Genomic DNA, 16,858 nt, shown 5'->3' on the forward strand with positions numbered 1-16,858 from the left:
GTTTTATTGTAGAGACGGGCCGAGGACGTGGATCGACAACGCTCCGTTGAAGACTCCACCCGCACCCCTACTCTCCCGAACCAGACACCAACTCTTCCAACATAATCCACTGCCCTACCCCGCTACGCTTCCGACGCGCGGCTTCGAGCAGGCGGTCGCCACATGTTGCCCCTCCCCCAATTCGCCCACCGCACAACCCCACTGAACCGCCATTCGCTCAATGATGCTGAGGTGAACTAACCTTCAACCGGTGCTTGGACATTCTCATGCGACCAGTGGCGCTTTGGCCTGGTCGGGGGCGGCAGCGGCGCTGCCCGTGGCGATCTTGACCTACCCGACGATCCAAGGTGTATCAGGACATCTCGGCCCCGTCGACCTGATCCTCGGAACGTTTCTGACGGCGGGTGCGGCGCTGTTGCCGGACGCCGATCACCCCGAGGGCACGATCGCCCACGTGCTCGGCCCGGTGTCCTACACCCTCTGCAAGCTGATCTCGTGGATCTCGGGCGGGCACCGACACGCCACACACTCGTTCGCGTTCGTGGCCGCCGTCGCGTACGGCACCTGGGCCGGCGAGCACTGGATCGGGCGCTGGTTCACCCTCGGACTCGTCTTCTTCCTGCTCGCACTGGCCGTACGGGCGCTGCACCTCTGCCCGCCCGGCGACGGCGTCAAGGCGTGGGGCACGATCGTGGTGCTCGCGGTCGCGGGGACCTTCGCCATGGATCACTGGATCTCCGACAAGCCGGTCTGGCTGCCGTTCTCCGTCGGCCTGGGCGCCCTCGTGCACCTGGTCGGCGACTGCCTCACCGACCGCGGCTGCCGGCTGTTCTGGCCGTTCAAGCTGCGCACCAGGGTGCCGATCATCGATCGCACGGGGAACAAGCTCGAAACCTGGGTCCTGTCACCGCTGTTCGTGCTCGGCACGCTCGCGGTGCTGTGGTACTCGCTCACGCATCAGCCGTAATCGGCTGCGCGGCTGCATATTCGACGGTAGGTGGCCCCGTCGTCTCATGCCGTACGTGTTCAGCAGCGGCCCGGAGCCGAAACCGACCGCGCCAGCGGCAAGCCGCTGCCCGGGCAGGCCCTTCCTCCTCCGGTGTACCCCGCGCATGGAATCGTCAGTGCTTCGGTGCGCGTCGGGTGTCTGCGGGCTCCTCCCCTGTGTGCTTGCCGGCACCCGACGCGTCCCCTGGGCTCTATGCGATCTTTAGAACCGAGTGGCTGTTTGTCGAGAGATGCAACATAAAGGATAGTCATAGTTAGATGCGCATATCTACGTAAGGCCATGTTATTTTTCTCAAGTTGGACCAGAATCATCCCGTTGATGGCTAAACACCTCGAATCGACTGAACCCCACCCGATCACTTGTTCCGGCACCCGCAATCGTTCCCCTACCCCAGTTCCGCCAGGATCACCCACTCCCCGGCGCTACCCTGAGGCGTGCCCTCCACGATGAACCCGCACCGCTGGACACCTCCGCCCGCTCCCCCGCGTGCGCGCCGAACCCGCAGTACCCCACCGCTTCCCGCCCTCACCCGGCTCGAACTGCCGGGCACGGGCCCCGAAGACGTCGTGCTCGCACCCGACGGACGACTGATCGTGGGCGTCGCCGACGGCGCGATCCTCAGCATTGATCCCGCCACGGGTGACACCCGGCAGCTCGCGAATACGGGCGGGCGTCCCCTCGGTTTGCACGCCGACCCTGACGGCACCCTCTTGATCTGCGATTTCGAGCGTGGCCTGCTACAGCTGAGGCCCGGAAGCGCGCTGGAGGTGCTCGTCGACGAGGTCGGCGGCAAGCGACTCCCCTTCGCCAGCAACGTCGTTCGCGACACGGACGGCACCGTCTACTTCTCGTCCTCGACGAGCCGCTACTCCCTGGCCGAGTACATGGGTGACCTGCTCGAGCATTCCGGCACCGGCCGGCTGTTCCGGCGCGACCCCTCCGGCGAGGTCGAGACACTGCTCGACAACCTGCATTTCGCGAACGGCGTGGTGCTCGCGCCGGACCGCTCGTGTGTGCTCGTCGCCGAGACCGGCGGCTATCGGGTGTCGCGCTATTGGCTGACGGGTCCGAAGGCGGGTACGCGCGACTTCCTGATCGAGAATCTGCCCGGGTTCCCGGACAATATGGCGCTCGGGAGCGACGGGCTGGTTTGGATCACGTTGCCGACGGCGCGAAATCCGTTGCTGGACCGGCTGCTTCCGCTGCCGGGCATGCTGCGGCGCCTGGTGTGGATGCTGCCGGAGTGGCTGCGGCCGAAGCCGGCGAAGACAGTTTGGGTGCTGGCGGTCGATTTCGAGGGCACCGTGGTGCACGACTTGCAGACCGAGGGCACGAATTTCGCCATGGTCACCGGCGTCGTGGAGCGGGACGGGGTGCTGTATCTGGGGAGTCTCACGGAGTCGGCGGTGGGTGTCAGTAGGGTGCCACAAACTTCCTGAGCGGGGGTTCGTCGGCGAGACGGTTTCAGTGCACGTTTGTACACTGAAATCATGACGGAGCAGACGCACCAGCGAAAGGCCGAGGTCCGGGCGCTCGCGCGGTTGGCGGGCGACGAGCTCGGCGGTGCGGTGAACGGGATCGCGTCGGTGCATCGGGCGATCGCGGGTCGGGTTTTCGCGGCGGTGCGGCTGGGGGTCGGTCCGGCCGCGGCGCCGGTGGAGGCGGTGCACGACGTGATCACCGACGGCGTGTATCGGATCGTGAGCGGCACGGCGGTGGCGGCGGGCCGGTTGGCGGAGCGGACGGTGGATCTGCCTGGCGCGCAACCGCCTTCGCGGACGGTGTTCGGGGCGGGTTTCCTGGGTGCGTTGCAGGGGTTGATCGGTGACGATCTCGAGGACTCGCGACCCGTTCTCGCGGGGCCGATGACGTTTCGGGTGGGCGGGAATCCCGTTGCGCCGGAACGGATCGGGGACGCTGTCGCGCGGCCGAGTCGTCGGCTGGTGGTGTTTCTGCACGGGTTGGTGGAGACCGAGCATGCGTGGGGTCTGGGTGGGCGGACGACCTATGCCGAGGGGATCGAGCAGGATCTCGGCTACAGCACCGTGCAGGTGCGGTACAACAGCGGGCTGCACATCTCCGAGAACGCGCGTCAGCTCAGTGCGTTGCTGGAGCGGTTGGTGCGGCACTGGCCGGTGGAGGTCGAGCAGTTGTCGCTGGTGGGGCATTCGATGGGCGGGTTGATCGCGCGCGGTGCGTGTTTCGAGGCGAGCGAGTCGGGGGCGGTGTGGGTGGGCAAGGTTCGGCATCTGGTGTGTCTCGGGTCGCCGCATCTGGGTGCGCCGCTGGAGCAGTTGGTGCATTACGCGTCGGCCGCGCTGGTGCGGGTTCCGGAGACGCGGCCGTTCGGGCGCCTGCTGCGGCGGCGTAGTGCGGGGATCCGGGATCTGCGGCAGGGCTCGCTGGTGGACGAGGATTGGCGCGACGCGGACACGGATGCGTTGACGCGCCGGGCTATTCGCGAGATCCCGCTGTTGGAGGGGGCCGCGCATTACTTCGTCACGGCCTGCGTCACGCGCAGTCCGAGTCATCCGCTGGGCCGCATCATCGGGGACGGGCTGGTTCTCACTCCCAGCGCTTCGGGCCGGAATCGCGCTCGCCGCATAGGTTTCGAAGATTCCAACGGTCTGCATGTCCCGGCGGCCAACCACTTCACGTTGCTCAATCACTACGCCGTGTATGAGCGTCTTTGCCAGTGGCTCAGCACCTCTCCCGAAGCCGCCATCGAGCAGGTGGCCGAGTAAAACCTCACGGCTCGCGCGGTCAAGACCACCGGGAAGCGCCCAGACGTGCGAGCCTGCCTCGCGCGGCGCCGTTGCCGCGCGTGATCAGGTCAGAGCAGGTGTTCGGGGTCGGCGTCGGCTTCCAGGCGGACGTCGGCGGTGAACAGGGTCTCCACGTCGGGGTCGTCGGTGTGGGCGGCGTAGAGCAGCAGGCAGCCGCGGATACCGTCGAGGAGGTCTTCGAGGAGGTCGAGCGCTGGGCGGGCGGGGTCGAGGCGGCTGATCCGGAAGCCGGCGAGCATGGCCTCGCGGGTGTCCGGGTCGACTTCGTATCGGCGGGCCTGCTCCTCGATCTCGGCGACGCGGCCGACCACGGCCCAGGGTGCGGGTACGCGTCCCTCGTGCACGGCCATGGCCTCGGCGATGAGGTCGACGACGACCTCGGTGGGGCTCTCCCCCGAGTCCAGGCGTTCCAGTACCAGCGTGGGGGTTTCGACCTGGAGGGCCTCGATGTCGTCGGCTTCCACGACGACCTCGGTGCACGGCACGCCCGCCATCTCGCCGGCGACCTCGGCGGCGGCGAGCAGCCAGTGTGCGGCGGCGACGGAGGCGGAGGCGGGGTCGAGTTCGGTGAACAGTTCGATGGAGCCGAGCGGGTCGGCGCGTAAGAGGTCGTCGGCGGCCTGTACCTGGGCCGGGGAGACGTCGGGGCGGGACAGTTCGACGGCTTGGCGGGCGCGGCCGGACAGGTCGCCGCGTTCGGCGGATTCGATGGCGGCCTGTTCGGCGCTGACCTCGGCGGCGATGGTGTCGCGCAGGGCGAGGTCGTCGATGTCGTAGAGGGTGCGGCCGACGCGGTGCGCGGATTCGACGACGCCGCTGTAGGAGACGACGAGTCCTTCGTCGGAGGGCAGGTTGGGGCTGCGCAGGCCGGCCTCGACCTCTTTGAAGTTGCGGCGTTCCTCGGCGCGGCGCCAGGCTTCGCTGTTGGGGATGTCGGGGTCGCCCGCGGCGCTGGCCGGGTGGGTGTAGGTGCGCCAGTGGAACCGCGACAGGGTGGTCAGGTTCGACGCCAGATTGGTTGCCTGGTCTCGGGTTACCGTGCTGGGCAGCGTAGCAACCGTCTGGGCTAGGTCACCGCGTCCGGTCGCCCAGATGGCGACAAGCACGTTGTGGTCGGCGTCGAATGCGTATCGGGTCACCCGGCAAGTCTGGTCTATTCCGGCGCGATTCGCGCGGTCAATCCGCTCCATTGGCCGCACTACGTAACATGGCAGGCTGGTAAAGCCCTACGCGTTGGCGTCTTGCCGGGTGGGCAGGAGAGGATGGACGGCATGAACCTCGACCATGGTGATCCCGGCGACGCTCCGTCGATTCCGCAGCCGACCGCGCCGGTGGCGAATCCGGCTCGTCCGTCGGCGGCCGAGGAGGCGAGAACGGTTGCGGCGTCGACGAATACCGCGACGCTGGCGAGTTTGAGCGAGGACGGGACGCCGTGGGCGTCGTTCGTGACGTATGGGCTCCTGGACGGGCAGCCGGTGCTGTGTGTGTCGCGGATGGCCGAGCACGGGCGGAATCTGGCCGATGATCCGCGGGCGAGTCTGGCGATCGTCGCGCCGGACCTGCCGGCCGATCCGTTGGCTGGGACGAGGATCACGCTGGCGGGTGTGGTGGAGCGGCCGGTGGGTGCGGAGGTCGAGGCGGCGCGGGAGGCGCATCTGGCGGCGGTGCCCGCGGCGAAGTTCTACATCGACTACAACGATTTCTCGGTGTGGGTGTTGCGGGTTCGGCGTGTGCGGTGGGTCGGTGGGTACGGGCGGATGGATTCGGCGACCGCGGAGCAGTACGCGGCGACGACGCCGGATCCGATCGTGCCGGTGGCGGCGGGGGCGATCAGTCATCTCAACGATGATCACGCGCCGGCGTTGCTGGCGATGGCGCAGGCGTTGGGCGGGTATCCGGACGCGACCGAGGCCAGTTGTGAGCGGGCCGATCGGTATGGGCTGGATCTACGGGTGGTGACGCCGCGCGGGGTGGCGCGGACGCGGGTGGGTTACGCGGCGCCGATCGGTGCGATCGATGAGTTGCGCGCGGCGACAGTGGAATTGGCGCGGCGGGCGCGGGGCATGAGTCAGACCTCGTAGAGCTCGAGGGGCAGGTCGTCGGGGTCGAAGAAGAACGCCATGCGTTTGCCGGTGACCTCGTCGACGCGCAGTTCCTCGGTGCGGACGCCCTTGGCGGCGAGTTCGTGGAGGGTGGCGGCGACGTCGCGGACGGCGAAGGCCAGGTGCCGCAGGCCGGTGGCCTCGGGCCGGCTCGGGCGGTCGGGGGGTTCGGGGAAGGAGAACAGTTCGATTCTGGGGCCGCCGGGGACGGCCAGGTCGAGCTTGTAGGAGCGGCGGGTGGCGCGGTACTGCTCGGCGATGACGGGCAGGCCGAGCGTCTCGGTGTAGAACCTTTTGGGCCGCACATAGTCGGACGCGATGATCGCCACGTGGTGAATGCCTAGGAGTTCCACTCCGCGACCGTAGCGCAGTGGGTGCCGCGTGCCGTGCGGCTGTCGCGTTCAGCTGCGGGCGGGGACGGTGAGCATGGCGACGATCATGTCGGCGATCTCGGCGGTGTCGTGCGGGGTGGGTGTGCGCAGGCCGGCTTCGAGGGTGCGTTCGTAGTCGGCGATGAGGGCGAACATGACGGTGGTCATGGTCTCGAGGCGTTGGCGGCGTCGGCGCGGGGTGAGTTGGGGCAGGGCGGCGGCGAGGCGGGTGGCGATGATGCGCACGGCGGCGCGGTCGGTGCCGGCGAGGCGGCGGGGGTCGGCGATGACGGGGTGGGCGCGCACGACCTCGAGGAAGCGGCCGAAGTGGGTGACCTCGTCCCGGGTGATGAGTTCGAGGATCGGCGCGGCGAGCATGGTGACCAGGGTGGTGATCTCGTGGGCGGTGCCGTCGTCCTCGTGGCGGGCGAGCAGGTGCAGGCGGCGTTCCTCTAGCCGGTTCATGCGCCGGTCGACGATCGCCTCGATCAGTCCGTGGCGGGAGTCGAAGTAGTAGTGCACGGCGGAGTTGTTGCGGTGGCCCGCGGCCGCGGCGATCTCGCGCAGCGGCACCTCGACCCCGCGTTCGGCGATGAGTCGCTCCCCCGCGTCGAGCAGGGACGCGCGCGAATCGGCGATGAGCATGACTGGACTGTACTAAACCCCGGCCTTGACTGGATTAAGCACACGTGTTTAGTTGAGGGCGTGGGAAGCGAGCGTCGATGATCGCGCAGGGGCCGATCTTTCAGCTGTGCTGGGTGGTGCGGGACATGGCGGCGGCGCAGCGGCGGTTCGGCGAGCGCTACGGGGTGGCGAAGTGGTTCACGATTCCCGACGTGCACTTCGGGCCGCGGCTGTGCGAATTGCGCGGCGCGCCTGCTGATTACACGATCACCGTCGGGATCGGTTATGCCGGTGGGCAACAGCTGGAGCTGATCGAGCCGCGCGGCGGGATCAGTTTGTACAGCGAGCATCTCGATCGGGTCGGGCCGGGACTGCATCATGCGGCGTGGGTGCCGGAGGACTACGACGGGGCGCTCGACGAGGCGCGCGCAGCGGGGATCGAGATTCTGGCGCGGGGCGAATTCGAGGGTGTCGGAATGGAATTCGCTTACCTCGACGGCGGGCCGGTCGGGTCGTGCTTCGAGCTGATGCGGCTGTCCGACGAGATGAAGGCGATGTTCGACGCGCTGGTCCCGGAGGGCTTCGCGAATCCATGGCGATAGATGTCCCGCGCGGTGCATCCGGGTGCCGCGCCGGGGCGCACACGGCGCTACGGCGTCAGAAAGGCGACTGATATGCGCTTCACCTATGCCGAGACGATGACCGACCCCTCCTACTATGTGCCGTTGGCGCGGGCCGCCGAGGAGGCCGGGTACACGTCCATGGCGGTCGCGGACAGCATCGCCTATCCGCGCGACTCCGACGCCACCTACCCGTACACGCCCGACGGGAGGCGAGAGTTCCTCGAGGACAAGCCGTTCGTCGAGGCGTTCGTGCTCAGCGCGGCGATGGCGGCGGCGACCACGACGCTGCGGTTCACCCCGTTCGTGCTGAAACTGCCGATCCGTCCGCCGGTGCTGGTCGCCAAGCAGACCGCGTCGGTGGCCGCGTTGAGCGGCAATCGGTTCGGGCTCGGCGTCGGCATCAGCCCGTGGCCCGACGACTTCGAGATCATGGACGTGCCGTTCGACAAGCGCGGCGCCCGGATGGACGAGTGCATCGACATCGTGCGCGGGCTCACCGCGGGCGGATACTTCGAGTTCCACGGCGAGTTCTACGACATTCCGCCGATCAAGATCAATCCGGTGCCGACCGAGCCCGTGCCGATCCTCATCGGCGGACACAGCAAGCCCGCGCTGCGCCGGGCCGCCCAGCGCGGCGACGGATGGATGCACGCCGGCGGCGACGGAGCCGAACTCGACCGGCTCCTGGTCGAATTGGACGCGCTGCGGGCGGAGTACGGGACCCGCAAGGACTTCGAGGTCCATGTGATCTCGCTGGACGGTTTCACCGTCGACGGCGTCAAACGGTTGGAAGACAAAGGGGTGACCGATGTGATCGTCGGTTTCCGGCTGCCCTACACGCTCGAGCAGGACACCGAGCCGTTGGAGACGAAGATCGCAAACCTGTCGCGGTTCGCGGAGAAGGTGATCGCGCGGGTCGGGTGAGCTCGAATCCCGCACTCTTACTCGGGATCCGCACCGACTCTGGGTACCTATAGAGGGTGCGGGTCCTGAGAGAGAGTGCGGGATTCGGTCGGCGGCGGCACTCGAATGCGGACTGGTACCCGGGATCCGCACCGAAGCCCGTCGGGGTGCGGATTCCGAGAGTGAGTGCGGCTGGGTCTGGTCGACCTAGCGAAGGTGCGCGGTCAGGCTGCGAGGGCGGTGGTGGCGGCGGTGAGGGTTTGGGCTCGGTAGCTCGCGCCGAACAGGGCTACGTGGACGAGCAAGGGGTGGAGTTGGTGGAGGGGGATGCGGGTGCGCCAGCCTTCGGCGAGGGGGTGGGTTTCGTTGTAGGCGGCACGGATTCGGTCCAGGTGCGGGGCGCCGAAGAGGGCGAGCATGGCGAGGTCGGTTTCGCGGTGGCCGCCGTGGGCGGCGGGATCGATGAGCATGGCGCGGTCGGCGGTCCAGAGGATGTTGCCCGACCACAGGTCGCCGTGTATGCGGGCCGGTGGTTCCGGCGGGCCCGCCAGGACGTCGATACGGTCGATGACCTGCTCGAGCAGGCGGACGCCGTCGGGGCCGAGGTGGGTGGCCGCGCGCGGCAGGTACGGTGCGAGTCGACGCTCGGCGTACCACCGGCTCCAGGGACCGTCGGAGAGGGTGTTGTCCAAGGGCAGTTCGGCGATCCATCCTTGCCACGGGGCACCGTAGTGTCCGGGCGAACTCGCGTGTAGTGCGGCCAATTCGCGGCCGAGCCGTTCCGCCGCGGCGGGGGTTGCGCCGACTTCGTCGAGCCAGGGCAGCACGATCATTCGATCGTCGGCGGCGAGCACTTCGGGCAGGAGTTCCGGCGGCCGATTCGCTCGGTCGGCGAGCCAGCGCAGGCCGTTCGCTTCGGCGGCGAAGACCGTGGTGGGTGCGGTGGAGGTTTTCACAAAAACGGTGCGGTCGCCGAGGATGGCGCGGTGGAGGGTCCACTCGTGGCTCGCCCCCAGGTCGGTAATGCTGTCCACCGGGGTGTCGAGGAGGGTGCGGAGGTGGTCGGCGACGGTCATGCGGCGGTGAGGCGTTTCATCGTGTCCTCGTCGGCAGGGAAGAACGACTCGATGGCGAGTTCGGCGACGGTGACGTTCATGGGCGTGCCGAAGACGGTGGTGACGCTGAGGAAAGACAGTTCGTGGCCGTCGCTCAGCAGGCGCAACGGGACGACGGCCTGATCCGGTTCGGGGAGCACCGGATCGATCTCACCACCGGGGTATGCCAGCAGTTCGTCGCGCAACTCGACCAGGGCGGGTGAGCCGGTGACCTCGATCTGACGCGACAGGCGCGCGAACACGTGCCCGCGCCACTGCGCGAGGTTGACGATCCGGCCCGCCATGCCGTCGGGGTGCAGGCTCAGCCGCAACGCGTTCACCGGCGGGTTCAGCAACGCCGGGTCGATGCCGGCGAGCAGCAGGGCGACTCCGGAGTTGGCGTCGATCATCGTCCAGCTCTGATCGATGGCCAGCGCCGGGTACGGCTGGTGGCCGACGAGGATCTGCCGCATCGCGCCGCGGACCGCGTCCATCGCGGGCGTGTCGAGCGAGGGTTCCGCATAGGCGGGCGCGTAACCGGCGGCCAGCAGGAGCCGATTACGTTCGCGCAGTGGGATTTCCAGGTGCTCGCTCAGATGCGCCAGCATCGTGCGGCTCGGCGTCGCGCGACCGGTCTCGATGAAACTCAGATGCCGCGCCGAGGTCTCGGCGCGACCCGCCAGCTCCAGCTGGCTGAGCCTGCGCTCGAGCCGCCAATGCCGCAGCAATTCCCCAGCCGTTTGCGTACTCACCCCCCGATCCTACGAACCGATACGCGGCCGGACGATTACCTCGCGGGTAATGGTCGACCTGGAGGCTGACGGTGGTGCGACGGTCAGCGGGCTGCAGGGCTCGCCCATCGACTCGGCGAGCCTCGAGGCGACCCATGTGCCGCACCTTCTCTCGGGACCCGCACCCACTCTAGGACCCGACAGGGAGTGCGGATCCCGAGAAAGAGTGCGACTTTCAGGCAGTGCCGGTGCACTTCCGCGCGCCGCCGAGGTGCTGGTCGACGCTTGGGTGTCCACCCGCTGGAGTCCGGGCAACGGCTTTCGACATCACCCGGCTGACGGCGCGCGCCCCTGCGTGCCGTTCAAATCCGCGTACCACTCAGCAGCCGAGAATCGGCGTGCCGCTCAGCAGTTGAGCGCGATCTCGTGGGGTTGAGGCGCCACTACTTTTTCTCAGCCCACTCCACCCATTCGCTGTAGTAGGCCGTCCAGCCGCCCTCGGGGTGTTCGACCGGTGTCAGTTCCAGCCTCGGCTGCTTCCCCTCGAGCGCGATAGGGTAATCGGCGTCGCCAGGGAACCGGTGCGACCGGTCCGGCCAAACGCACTGCAGGACAGGCCACTCCGCAGTGGCGCGGTAGAAGCGGAGCGCCGTGCCGAAGAACGGCCTGCGCCAAGGCTCGGCGATCGGCCGCAACCGCATCTGATAGTCGTCGGGCAGTACGTCGTCGATCGGCTGGTCGACGTGGGGACGTGCACCGGCGGCGATCTGGTCGCCCACCAGGTTGAGTATCCCCATCGCGTTGTCGGGCGAGATGCCGAACAGGGCCACCTCGGGCACGCGATAGGTGTGCCACAGACCTACTGTGAACGCCCACGGACCGCTGGTGTCGCTCTCGGGGATGCTGAGCACGCCCCAGCCGAACCTGCCGACGTTGTCGACCAACCGCTGATCGCCAGGGTGCATATCGGCGCGATCGCCGTAGTCCTGACAGATCACACACCGGCACTCCGAGCTACTCACATCGCCACCCTAGCGACTGCCCGCCGCTGGTCAGCGGACGGTGACGACTCGGCTGTGCCAGCCGGTGGCGCCGTCGGGGAATGGCGGGGTGCGGCGGTCGGTCTGGCGCATGCCGGAGCGGTCGGTGGCGCGGACGCGGAGGGTGTGGGTGCCGGGGGTGGCGGGCCAGCGCCAGGTCCATTGGCGCCAGGTGTCGGTGGAGTACTCGTCGGCGAGGACGGCGGGTTGCCAAGGGGCGTCGTCGACTTGGACCTCGACGGCGTCGATGCCGCGGTGCTGAGCCCAGGCGACGCCGGCGACGGTGACCTCGCCGGCCTCGACGGTGGCGAAGGCGGCGGGGACGTCGATGCGGGACGCGGTCTTGACGAGAGCCTGTGCGGCCCAACCGCGTTCGGTCCAATAGGCCTTCGCGCGATCGAATCGGGTGAGCTCGAGGTCGACGACCCATTTGGTGGCCGACACGTAACCGTAGAGGCCGGGCACGATCAACCGCGCCGGGTAGCCGTGCGCGATCGGCAGCGGTTCCCCGTTCATGCCCACCGCCAGCAGTGCGTCGCGTCCGTCGGTGACCGCGGCAACCGGTGTGCCCGCGGTGAATCCGTCGACACTGCGCGACAGCAGCATGTCGGCCTCCGCCCGCACCCCCGCCTCGGCCAGCAACTCGGCCAGCGGGTAGCCCGTCCACACCGCGGTACCCGCCAAATCGCCGCCGACCTCGTTGGAGACACACGTCATCGTGATCATGCGCTCGACCGGCTCCCGGCGGCGCAGCGCGGTGAAGTCCAATTCCAGTGGGCGATCCACCATCCCGTGGATACGCAGCCGCCACTCGCCGCTGGTCAAGGCCGGTAGCTGCAGCGCGGTGTCGACCCGATAGAAACGATCGTTAGCGGTCACGAACTCGCTCAACCCCGGAACCCGTGGTGCCACACCGGTTCCGGCAACCGGAGCCTCCGCGCTCGCACGCGGGACAATGAACCGAGTCCGGTCCCCCACCACATCCCGCAGCCGAGCACCGATCCACTGCCCGGCCACCGCGGCCCCCACCGCTACCGCCCCCACACCCGCCGCCAACGCGAGAAACCGCCGCCGCGATCTTCCACCCTGCTGCGGGGACCCGGCCGGGCCGGTTATCTCCTCGTCGCCGGTCGCCGAGTCGGCCACGGGTACAGCGGATTCCGAGTAGGCGCGCGCCGACAGCGCTGATCCGGAGGGACGCGCTCCATCGGGTACGCCCCTCGCAGAACGCCCCCCGCCCCGATCGTCAGCTCTCCCGAACTGGCCTCGCGGTGCGCGCACAACCGGCTGGGCTGCCGACGCCGTGTCGCCGACTACCGATTCGACCTGAGCTGAGGGAGTTTCGAGGCTCGCGCCCGCCTTGGCGCGCGTCGACTGGTCGCTCGCGGTCGAGGTTTCCGAGTGGCCGCTCGCCGCGGGCGTTGCTCCATGACCGCTCGCTATGGAGCCGACACCCGCTGCGGGCGCGGTTGTTCCGTAACCTTCCACAGGCCTCCGCGCAGATGCGGATAGGCCATCGCCGATCCGGTCTCGCGCTCGACCCCCCTGGTGGCGCGCAGGCGGGCCCGCAGGGCCGACGAGCAAGCGCAGGACCGCCACACCCGCTGCCACGCCTACAAGTGTGGGCAGCGCGAACCAGGCTGTGGCCGTTGGCCTTTGCAGGGCGGCTGCGAGAGCCGATCCCCCGAGCACCACGAGCAGAGCGCTACCGAGTGGGCGGCGGCGTTCGAGGAGGCCGAGAAGGGGAGCCGCGGCCAGCATCGCAGCACCCATCGAGGCGAACAGCGCGAGCTTGTCGTTGCTGCCGAAGCGGCGGATCGCGGCGTCCTTCACCGCGTGGGGGGTGTGGTCGACGACCGCGGCGCCCAGTGCGTAGAACGGCGAGGCGGCCGGGTCGATCAGTGCCGCGACGAGGTGGCCGACGCCGAGTACCGTGAGCGCGGCGAGAATTCCGGTCAGGGCCGCGGCCGCGCGGTCGAACGCCTGCTTCGACAAACCGACCGCTGGTCCGCGCGCCTTCGGACGCGCTTCTACCACAACATGTTTCATCGCAGATTCCCTTTAATATCGTTCGGAAGCTGCGACATCCGCGCATCGCGGGGGCAGCTCGGGTCAGGTGAGATTCACGCTGGCGATCGGGTCGGTGGTCGGGTCGGGCGAGCCGGCGGCGGGTTCGACTGTGACGGCCAGCGTGTCGACCGGGTCGAAGCGGGTCACCATGGCGGGCCCCTCGGCGGGCAGCTCGGTCATCACCCGGGCCGAGCGCGGCGATCCGCCCATCGGGATCAACCACACCTGATAGGAACGCCCCGGCGGCGGCGCGGCCACGGACTCGAAAGTCACTGTCGCGGCGGCGATCCGAGCGGAAATGCGCAGGGTGAGCGTGCCGCCGCCGGCCACCGGCACCGACTTCGCCATCACGTCGGGCTGTTCGAGCACCGTCTGCGCGGTGAGTTCCGGTGTGACGGAAGCGTTGTCGCTCAGCACGCCCACCCCGGCCCCGATGGCGACGACCACCGCGACTGCGGCGGCCAGCCAGCGCCACCGCTCGAACCTAGTGCGGGACTTGGAGGGTGCCCCGTCGTCGAGCGCCCGCAGCACCGCGTCCTCCAACTCCGGCGGCGGCGCGGCCGCGTCGAGCACGGTGAGCGCGGCCATGGTCTCCCGCACGCCGGAGACGATGGCGGCGAAGGACGCCGCGATGGCGGGGTCCGCCGCGCGCAACCGATGTTCGATGGCGCGACGCTCGAGCTCGGCGACCGCGTCCATGGCGTAGGGGTAGGCCAGGTCGAGCAGGTCCGTTCCGCGCCGGCCGGGATGACTCATGCCCGCACCTGACCGGGCTCGGGAACACAGCGCTCCCTCATCGGGTACCACTTCCTGTCAGACAATCCTCGAGCCGCTTCAAACCGTCGCGGATGCGGCTCTTGATGGTGGGCAGCGGGACCTCGAGGTGGTCGGCGACCTCGCTGTAGGTCCGCCCGCTGTAGTAGGCCAGCGCGACGGCTTCGCGCTGGATCGTGGTGAGCGTGTCCAGGCAGTCGAGCACCGACTGTTCGTCGAGCAGCTGCCCGACCTCCTCGGCGACGACGTCGTGGTCGCGGCCCAGATGGGCTTGGCCGAAGGCGATCTCGCGGGTGGCGGCGGACTCCTCGCGACGGACCCGGTCCACCGCGCGCCGGTGGGTCAGCATCATCAGCCAGCCCATCGGGCTCGACTGCTTGCGGTCGTACCCCGCCGCGAGCGACCAGGCCTGCAGGTACACCTCCTGGGTGATCTCCTCGGCCGCCGCGTGCGCACGCAGAATGCGCAGCGCCAGCCCGAAGACGCGGTGGCTGGTCGCGCGGTAGAACTCGGTGAAGGCCTCGCGGTCACCGGTCGCGACGGCGTCGAGCAGTTCGATCAGCCGCCGCGACCGGGCGAGCTCGTCCGGGTCGACGCGGATCGAGCACGCCGGCGGCCCGCCTCCGCCGGTGTTGCGGCGCAGGCGGATCGCGGCGAGCTCGGGCTTATGCGGCATGCTCACCCCCGCGTCGAAGGTCGGCGGGGGTAAATCGGGAATGGATCTGCGGCAGCAACACGGCGAGCACGACTCCTGAGGGAAGGACCATTCCTAACTAGGGTGTGGCGAGGTTACGCCGCCGGCGGCATCAGCACGGTATCGATCATGTACACCGTCGCATTTGCCGTTTTCACGCCGCCGCAGATCACCGACGCGTCGGCAACCTTGATGTCGTCGCCGCTGCGGGTGACCGTCACGTTCGCGCCCTCGACGGTCTTGTGCGTGCCCGCGATCTTGTCCGGCGCAACCTGACCCGGCACCACGTGATAGGTGAGGATCTTGGTCAGCGTGGCCGAGTCGGTCTTCAGCGACTCCACCGTCGCCGGATCTATCTTCGCGAACGCCGCGTCGACGGGCGCGAACACCGTGAACTGGTCGCCGTTGAGCGTGTCGACCAAATTCACCTGCGGATTGAGCTTCCCGGACACCGCGGCGACGAGCGTGGTGAGCAGCGGATTGTTCGAGGCCGCGGTGGCGACCGGGTCCTGCGCCATGCCGCCGACCGAGCCGGCGCCGGTCGGCACCTGCTGGGCGTAGGCCTTGCAGCCGGAGCCGACCAGCTGGCCGGACGCGGCGGTCGAGGTCGTCGTCGCGGCGGCCGAGGAGGTGGCGGCGGTGTTCTCGGACTTGTCGCTCGAACAGGCCGAGGCGCCCACCACCGCGGTCAGCATCATCGCCGCCACGACCGAACGTCGCATAACAGTCATCGTTGTCTTTCGCTTCCGTCGATACGGCCCGGGGCCGTGGTTGGGGTTGGACGCAACGGAATTCGCCTGGGTCGCCGACGCGGATGGGTCGAGTTCCCTACCGATTTCTCGCCTAGTCGTCGGCTCGCGGATCGAGGACCATGGAACCGGCCTGCACGAGAACGCCGCGAGCGCGGCGACGGACCCGGCAGGTGTCCACGGTGCAGTCGAGGTGGATCTGCATCGCCCGGTGGGCTCGCGCCGCCGACATCGGGCCGGGGTCGACCCGGCAATCGGCGAGATCGGGATCGATCGCGAATGTCTGCATCTGTGTCCTTTCACCGGGCGCTCGTGGAACCGAGCGCGTGTCCATCACGAGTACTTCGCACCGCTGCCAGCAACGGACTGGCTAGTTCTTCCAGACGGTAATTCGTTCGCGGCTACCAGGCGTGCGCACTCGCCGATGCGCGCCGCGACAGGCAGGATCGTGGGATGACTACTACGGCGGGTTCCGTGTTCGACAGCGACACGGCCAGCGAACGCGTCGGCGAGCACGAGTTCGCGCTGACGCTGTCGGACCGGTGGACCACCCTCATCGGCAGCTTGAACGGCGGGTTTCTGCTGGCCGGTTGCCTGCAGGCGCTGCGGCGCGAGGTGCCGCACCCCGATCTGCTGTCCGCGTCCGCGCATTTCCTGCGCCCCGGTACGCCCGGCCCCGCCCGGATCAGCACCGAGGTGGCCCGGACCGGGCGGCGCACCTCGACCGGGCAGGCGACGCTGGTGCGCGACGACCGCGAAATCGTGCGCGTGCTGGCCACTTTCGCCGATCTGGACGCCGCCGACGGACCGACGCTGGTCGGCGGCGAACCGCCCGTGCTGCCGCCGCCGGACCAGTGCGTCGACCCCTACCCGCGCGAACGGCCCACGATCTCCCAGCAGACCGACACGCGCATGGCGCAGGTGCCCGGCTTCTGGCGCGGGGACCCGACCCACACCACCACCGCCGAGTTCTGGCTGCGCCTTTCCGACGGGCGCGACGCCGACCCGATCGCCTTGGCGTTCCTCGTCGACGCCGCCGCGCCGGTCGTGTTCGACCTCGGCGTGGCGGGGTCCTCCACGATCGAGCTGACCGTGCACATCCGCCACCGTCCCGCGCCCGGCTGGCTGGCCTGCCGCGTCTCCACCAACTACCTGATCGACGGGTTCCACGAGGAAGACTTCGAAATCTGGGACAGTACAGGGACTTTGGTGGCGCAGTCGCGGCAGCTGGCGATCGTGTCGACCTAGGCCCAGCCACCGGATGGGACTTCGAGACAGGGCCTACGCC

The 16,858-nt window shown here is 68.9% G+C and carries 17 protein-coding genes and 1 pseudogene; 7 read left to right on the forward strand and 11 right to left on the reverse strand.

All coding sequences use genetic code 11. The features are described 5' to 3' along the window. Positions 1 to 250: 250 nt before the first annotated feature. The 3 genes from ON39_RS44390 to ON39_RS44400 all read left to right on the forward strand — a co-directional run bounded on the left by ON39_RS44390 (position 251) and on the right by ON39_RS44400 (position 3,753). Complete coding sequence (locus tag ON39_RS44390; RefSeq protein WP_040743282.1) at positions 251 to 967, forward strand: metal-dependent hydrolase; 717 nt, start codon at positions 251 to 253, stop codon at positions 965 to 967. A gap of 476 nt (positions 968 to 1,443) precedes the next feature. Then, entirely contained in the window at positions 1,444 to 2,448 is a 1,005-nt protein-coding gene (locus tag ON39_RS44395) for an SMP-30/gluconolactonase/LRE family protein (RefSeq protein WP_246002650.1), read from the forward strand. Between the two features lie 51 nt (positions 2,449 to 2,499). Beyond that, on the forward strand, positions 2,500 to 3,753 hold the full coding sequence (locus ON39_RS44400; protein ID WP_040743334.1) for a lipase family alpha/beta hydrolase: 1,254 nt from the start codon (positions 2,500 to 2,502) through the stop codon (positions 3,751 to 3,753). An 89-nt stretch (positions 3,754 to 3,842) separates the two neighbouring features. Here the strand turns inward: ON39_RS44400 and ON39_RS44405 are convergent, their stop codons facing one another. Beyond that, a complete protein-coding gene (locus ON39_RS44405) occupies positions 3,843 to 4,934 on the reverse strand; it encodes a hypothetical protein (protein WP_211336223.1) in 1,092 nt (363 codons plus the stop codon). A 132-nt stretch (positions 4,935 to 5,066) separates the two neighbouring features. On the opposite strand from ON39_RS44405, the gene ON39_RS44410 reads away from it, so the two are divergent. Next, entirely contained in the window at positions 5,067 to 5,876 is an 810-nt protein-coding gene (locus ON39_RS44410) for a HugZ family pyridoxamine 5'-phosphate oxidase (RefSeq protein WP_040743337.1), read from the forward strand. Here the strand turns inward: ON39_RS44410 and gloA2 are convergent. Both gloA2 and ON39_RS44420 read right to left on the reverse strand, forming a co-directional pair. Further along, the gene (gloA2, locus tag ON39_RS44415) at positions 5,864 to 6,250 is read right to left on the reverse strand and encodes an SMU1112c/YaeR family gloxylase I-like metalloprotein (protein WP_040743283.1); all 387 of its coding nucleotides are present in this window, start codon (positions 6,248 to 6,250) and stop codon (positions 5,864 to 5,866) included. The two genes, ON39_RS44410 and gloA2, sit on opposite strands and share 13 nt — an antisense overlap. A gap of 48 nt (positions 6,251 to 6,298) precedes the next feature. After that, entirely contained in the window at positions 6,299 to 6,913 is a 615-nt protein-coding gene (locus ON39_RS44420) for a TetR/AcrR family transcriptional regulator (RefSeq protein WP_051187929.1), read from the reverse strand. A gap of 77 nt (positions 6,914 to 6,990) precedes the next feature. Here ON39_RS44420 and ON39_RS44425 point away from each other — a divergent pair, with 77 nt between their 5' ends. Together ON39_RS44425 and ON39_RS44430 are read left to right on the forward strand one after the other, a co-directional pair. After that, positions 6,991 to 7,494 (forward strand): VOC family protein, encoded by a 504-nt coding sequence (locus tag ON39_RS44425; RefSeq protein ID WP_040743284.1) that lies wholly within the window; start codon positions 6,991 to 6,993, stop codon positions 7,492 to 7,494. Positions 7,495 to 7,566: 72 nt separating this feature from the next. Then, positions 7,567 to 8,439: a TIGR03619 family F420-dependent LLM class oxidoreductase gene (locus tag ON39_RS44430; protein WP_040743339.1), complete on the forward strand. Its 873-nt coding sequence runs from the start codon at positions 7,567 to 7,569 to the stop codon at positions 8,437 to 8,439. Between the two features lie 203 nt (positions 8,440 to 8,642). Here the strand turns inward: ON39_RS44430 and ON39_RS44435 are convergent, their stop codons facing one another. From ON39_RS44435 to ON39_RS44470, 8 genes and pseudogenes are all read right to left on the reverse strand, one after another. Continuing rightward, complete coding sequence (locus tag ON39_RS44435; RefSeq protein WP_040743285.1) at positions 8,643 to 9,494, reverse strand: fructosamine kinase family protein; 852 nt, start codon at positions 9,492 to 9,494, stop codon at positions 8,643 to 8,645. After that, positions 9,491 to 10,264 (reverse strand): helix-turn-helix domain-containing protein, encoded by a 774-nt coding sequence (locus tag ON39_RS44440; protein WP_063713500.1) that lies wholly within the window; start codon positions 10,262 to 10,264, stop codon positions 9,491 to 9,493. The genes ON39_RS44435 and ON39_RS44440 overlap by 4 nt, the downstream gene beginning before the upstream one ends. A 422-nt stretch (positions 10,265 to 10,686) precedes the next feature. Further along, positions 10,687 to 11,265, reverse strand: a complete 579-nt coding sequence (locus tag ON39_RS44445) for a DUF4262 domain-containing protein (RefSeq protein ID WP_146250985.1) — start codon at positions 11,263 to 11,265, stop codon at positions 10,687 to 10,689. A 30-nt stretch (positions 11,266 to 11,295) separates the two neighbouring features. Continuing rightward, positions 11,296 to 12,360 (reverse strand): annotated as a pseudogene (locus ON39_RS51655) (molybdopterin-dependent oxidoreductase); the annotation flags it as partial. A 1,035-nt stretch (positions 12,361 to 13,395) separates the two neighbouring features. Then, a complete protein-coding gene (locus ON39_RS44455; protein ID WP_040743287.1) occupies positions 13,396 to 14,109 on the reverse strand; it encodes an anti-sigma factor in 714 nt (237 codons plus the stop codon). A gap of 37 nt (positions 14,110 to 14,146) precedes the next feature. Beyond that, positions 14,147 to 14,803 carry an ECF RNA polymerase sigma factor SigK gene (sigK, locus tag ON39_RS44460; protein WP_040743288.1) on the reverse strand — a complete coding sequence of 219 codons (657 nt, stop codon included), beginning with the start codon at positions 14,801 to 14,803 and terminating at the stop codon, positions 14,147 to 14,149. A gap of 113 nt (positions 14,804 to 14,916) precedes the next feature. Beyond that, on the reverse strand, positions 14,917 to 15,552 hold the full coding sequence (locus ON39_RS44465; protein ID WP_040743289.1) for a fasciclin domain-containing protein: 636 nt from the start codon (positions 15,550 to 15,552) through the stop codon (positions 14,917 to 14,919). Between the two features lie 112 nt (positions 15,553 to 15,664). Then, positions 15,665 to 15,859 carry a hypothetical protein gene (locus ON39_RS44470; RefSeq protein WP_040743290.1) on the reverse strand — a complete coding sequence of 65 codons (195 nt, stop codon included), beginning with the start codon at positions 15,857 to 15,859 and terminating at the stop codon, positions 15,665 to 15,667. A gap of 164 nt (positions 15,860 to 16,023) precedes the next feature. Between ON39_RS44470 and ON39_RS44475 the strand changes: the two genes are divergently transcribed. Next, positions 16,024 to 16,818 carry a thioesterase family protein gene (locus tag ON39_RS44475; RefSeq protein WP_040743291.1) on the forward strand — a complete coding sequence of 265 codons (795 nt, stop codon included), beginning with the start codon at positions 16,024 to 16,026 and terminating at the stop codon, positions 16,816 to 16,818. Positions 16,819 to 16,858 lie beyond the last annotated feature (40 nt).

Source organism: Nocardia tenerifensis NBRC 101015, assembly GCF_000308715.1.
Lineage (GTDB): Bacteria > Actinomycetota > Actinomycetes > Mycobacteriales > Mycobacteriaceae > Nocardia > Nocardia tenerifensis.